Here is a 3,491-nt window from a genome sequence, read left to right as displayed (position 1 = left end):
TCTGAGTTAGCTTGTACGCTTAGTAAAACATAGAAACCTTCACGATAATCGTTGATTTCGTATGCTAGACGACGCTTACCCATCTCCTCAACCTTTTCGATTTCAGCACCATTCGTTGTTAGAACACCGTTAAAACGTTCGATGATCTCTTTGTTAGCTGCTTCTTCTAGGTTTGGAGCGATGATGTACATGATTTCGTACTTACGCATTCCGGTCACCTCCTTTTGGTCTAAACGGCTCCATAAGTGGAGCAAGGAGCAAAACTCATCTAATGAGTCATTTCACTCGCATTAGTAGATTATATCAGAATGAATCATAGTGTGCAAGCATCATCTCAATAGAAAATAGAACCTCCACCTAACAGTAGTTGTTGATTTCTACTGCAGGCACTCGCTTTCCGCGGGCGGGCCGGAAGCCTCCTCATCGTTGCACTCTTGCGGGGTCTCCCATGGCCAACGCTCTTCCCGCAGGAGTCTCATTCCTTCCGCTCCAATCAACTGAGCGTGAAGAAAATGAAGTGTTCCTGCACAAAAAAGACGACTTTCCAGTTCACAAAGTGAATGAGTCGTCTTATTTATTTCAAGATTCATAAATATCTTTAAAAGAGAGTGGTAATATCAAGATAGTTTAACTAAGAAATGAACAATGTGCTAACTTAGCGGATGAACTAGACGGAGACTCCTGTGGGAGCTAAAGCAAAGATGAGACCCCGCAGTGCGTAGCACGAGGAGGCTCAGCAGCTTCCCACGGAAAACGAAGTATAGTTCAGGAGCGGTTTAGATCCACAAACCACCATTCTGTTCATATTTCTCATTTATTAATACTTTCTTACTTTCTCAGCCTACCATCTACTTTATCTAGTAAATAGAATTAAACATTAAAGCGGAAGTGGACAACATCCCCGTCTTGTACGATATATTCTTTCCCTTCAAGACGAACTTTTCCTCTTTCTTTCGCAACTGCCATTGACTCGGCATCAACTAAATCTTCATAAGAAACCACTTCAGCACGAATGAATCCACGCTCAAAGTCAGTATGAATGATTCCTGCTGCTTGAGGAGCTTTTGTCCCTTTACGATATGTCCATGCACGAACTTCTTGAACACCTGCTGTGAAATAGGTTTCAAGACCAAGTAAATTGTAAGCTGCACGAATTAATTGATCAAGGCCAGATTCTTCGATGCCGAGCTCTTCTAGGAACATTTGCTTCTCATCACCATCAAGCTCGGAGATTTCAGACTCAATTTTCGCACATACAACGATCACTTCACTATTTTCACCAGCTGCAAACTCTTTTACTTGCTTCACATAATCATTATCCTCTGGTGATAATAAATCTTCTTCACTTACATTTGCCACATAAAGTACTGGCTTACTAGTTAGAAGGTGAAGTTGCTTAACGATTTTATCTTGGTCTTCAGTAAATTCAATGCTTCTTGCAGGCTTTTCTTCTTCAAATGCATCACGTAAAAGCTCTAGTACTTCAAGTTCAGCTACAGCTTCTTTATCTTTTGTTTTAGCAAGCTTGGCCACTCGAGTAATTCGCTTTTCTACTGATTCAAAATCAGCTAAGATTAACTCAAGATTAATGACTTGGATATCATTTAATGGATTAACACTACCTGATACATGAGTAATGTTATCATCGCTGAAGCAACGAACCACATGTGAAATCGCATCTACTTGGCGAATATGAGATAAGAATTTGTTTCCTAGCCCTTCACCTTTACTTGCACCTTCTACAATTCCCGCAATATCAGTAAATTCAAAAGCCGTTGGGACTGTTTTTTTAGGGTCTACAAGTTCTGTTAATTTTTGAAGACGGTGATCAGGTACTTCTACAATCCCTACGTTCGGATCAATGGTACAGAATGGATAGTTTGCAGATTCTGCTCCTGCTTGTGTAATCGCATTAAAAAGCGTTGATTTTCCTACGTTCGGTAATCCAACAATGCCAGTTGTTAATGCCATAATGGCTCACTTCCTTTTATATTCAGATTCACTAGTGTGATCTTATTCTCTAATATCCCTACCAATTATAGATAGAGACCCATAAAAAAACAAGGTAATGATCATGATCATTACCTTGTTTTATGTTTATATTTTTAAGAAAGCGGAGCCTTTTCCAAAATACGTTTCATCTTTTTAGAGAAATCTTTCCTTGGAAGCATGACACKATGTTGACAACCCAAGCATTTAATTCGAACGTCCATTCCCATACGAATGATTTTCCAGCGGTTCTCACCACATGGATGCTGTTTTTTCATTTCAACAATATCCCCAAGTGCAAATTCTTTATCGGTCATCCTAGGTCCCCCTATCCAAGTCATCCGTTTTATTGCTAGTATTATACACCAAAATCAAACGATGAGGGAGACTAGTAAAATGATTTTAGTCTATTTTGCATTCGCAGCATGATGCAAAATGGGATAGAGCAAGATCGCAGCAAATACATATAAATTTAATACTCCATATAAAGGATAAAGAATGCTTATTAACGTTGAAAATCCAAATGTTGTTAGCGGTGCCATTAAAGCAATAAGGAATAAAGCAATTAACCATGCCTTCCCTTTTATATAGCCTCGAAGTCTAGAGATCAACCCAAAAATACCAGCAGCTGCGGTTGTGTATATCGCCATCCATAATAAAGCTGACATAATTAATACCATAAAATAGGGGTAATGCTTCAATATTGCAAATAACGGAATTTCATACAACATGATATCCCCTGCAACTTGCAACAAAGATTCATTATATAAAAAAGAGATGCCACCTAATATAAGCCCACTTCCTAAGCTAGCAACCCAAATCTCTCCTTTGTGACGGATCTCATTTCCAACTGCTGCTAGAACAGCGACTAAGGGTAAAATATTTAAAGATGTGAAGGTAAGAGCAGCTGGCCAATTATGTTGTTGATCCAAGCGAAACTCAATAGGAAAGCCTTTCAAGGATTGAAACGCAATGAGAACACCTAATAAGCAAATAATTAAGATGGGAATAACGACTGCATTCATTGATGTCATCCCTTTGGTATCCCAAACGAATAACAACACAACGCAACCACCAATAAAGACAATCCCTAACCAATAAGGTAAATTGATAACCTCTAGCGTAGCTCCCCCGCCGGCTAACATAATTACTGTTGTAGAGAAGAGATAGAGCACAATCATAAAATCATATAGTTTCGTTAATCGCTTCCCCATTAATACATGTAAAATGGGTAAATAATGCTCTGAACGTTTTTGGTGACTAATACTCATAACGATGGCTGTGCAAATCGTAAATAATAGTGCAAATATAAAAATGGCTAGTCCGCTTTCAGCCCCGAAAAACTCCCAAAGCTCCCGCCCTGAAGCATATCCAGCTCCTATTATAGTACCAATGATCAGAAACATCCACTTCAAACCACCTACCCACATTCTGCACCCTCCTTCCTTCTTTCACGATTTTCACAATCTATATGTATAGAAAGGAAAAAATATCCGTATACT

At 39.0% G+C, this 3,491-nt stretch carries 5 protein-coding genes; 1 reads left to right on the top strand and 4 read right to left on the bottom strand.

The genetic code is table 11. The features are described 5' to 3' along the window. Positions 1 to 209 (bottom strand): 30S ribosomal protein S6 (gene rpsF, locus AB685_RS28690; RefSeq protein ID WP_047974017.1); only part of this gene is annotated, 209 nt, incomplete at its 3' end. 239 nt (positions 210 to 448) lie between these two features. On the opposite strand from rpsF, the gene AB685_RS31905 reads away from it, so the two are divergent. Continuing rightward, complete coding sequence (locus AB685_RS31905) at positions 449 to 592, top strand: hypothetical protein (RefSeq protein ID WP_198530612.1); 144 nt, start codon at positions 449 to 451, stop codon at positions 590 to 592. A 278-nt stretch (positions 593 to 870) separates the two neighbouring features. On the opposite strand, the gene ychF is transcribed toward AB685_RS31905, so the two are convergent. The 3 genes from ychF to AB685_RS28675 form a co-directional block, all read right to left on the bottom strand. Beyond that, the gene (gene ychF, locus AB685_RS28685; protein ID WP_047974016.1) at positions 871 to 1,971 is read right to left on the bottom strand and encodes a redox-regulated ATPase YchF; all 1,101 of its coding nucleotides are present in this window, start codon (positions 1,969 to 1,971) and stop codon (positions 871 to 873) included. 134 nt (positions 1,972 to 2,105) lie between these two features. Beyond that, positions 2,106 to 2,306, bottom strand: a complete 201-nt coding sequence (locus AB685_RS28680) for a DUF951 domain-containing protein (RefSeq protein ID WP_047974015.1) — start codon at positions 2,304 to 2,306, stop codon at positions 2,106 to 2,108. 90 nt (positions 2,307 to 2,396) lie between these two features. Beyond that, positions 2,397 to 3,419, bottom strand: a complete 1,023-nt coding sequence (locus AB685_RS28675; protein ID WP_047974014.1) for a membrane protein — start codon at positions 3,417 to 3,419, stop codon at positions 2,397 to 2,399. Positions 3,420 to 3,491 lie beyond the last annotated feature (72 nt).

Source organism: Bacillus sp. LL01 (assembly GCF_001037965.1).
The sequence above is the reverse complement of the archived record's forward strand: the minus strand, read 5'-3'. Positions and strand labels throughout refer to the sequence as shown.

Excerpts from the sequence above, each read along its gene's own strand:
- AB685_RS31905 (WP_198530612.1), top strand. The coding sequence starts at position 449 with ATGGCCAACGCTCTTCCCGCAGGAGTCTCATTCCTTCCGCTCCAATCA.
- ychF (WP_047974016.1), bottom strand. The coding sequence starts at position 1,971 with ATGGCATTAACAACTGGCATTGTTGGATTACCGAACGTAGGAAAATCA.
- AB685_RS28675 (WP_047974014.1), bottom strand. The coding sequence starts at position 3,419 with ATGTGGGTAGGTGGTTTGAAGTGGATGTTTCTGATCATTGGTACTATA.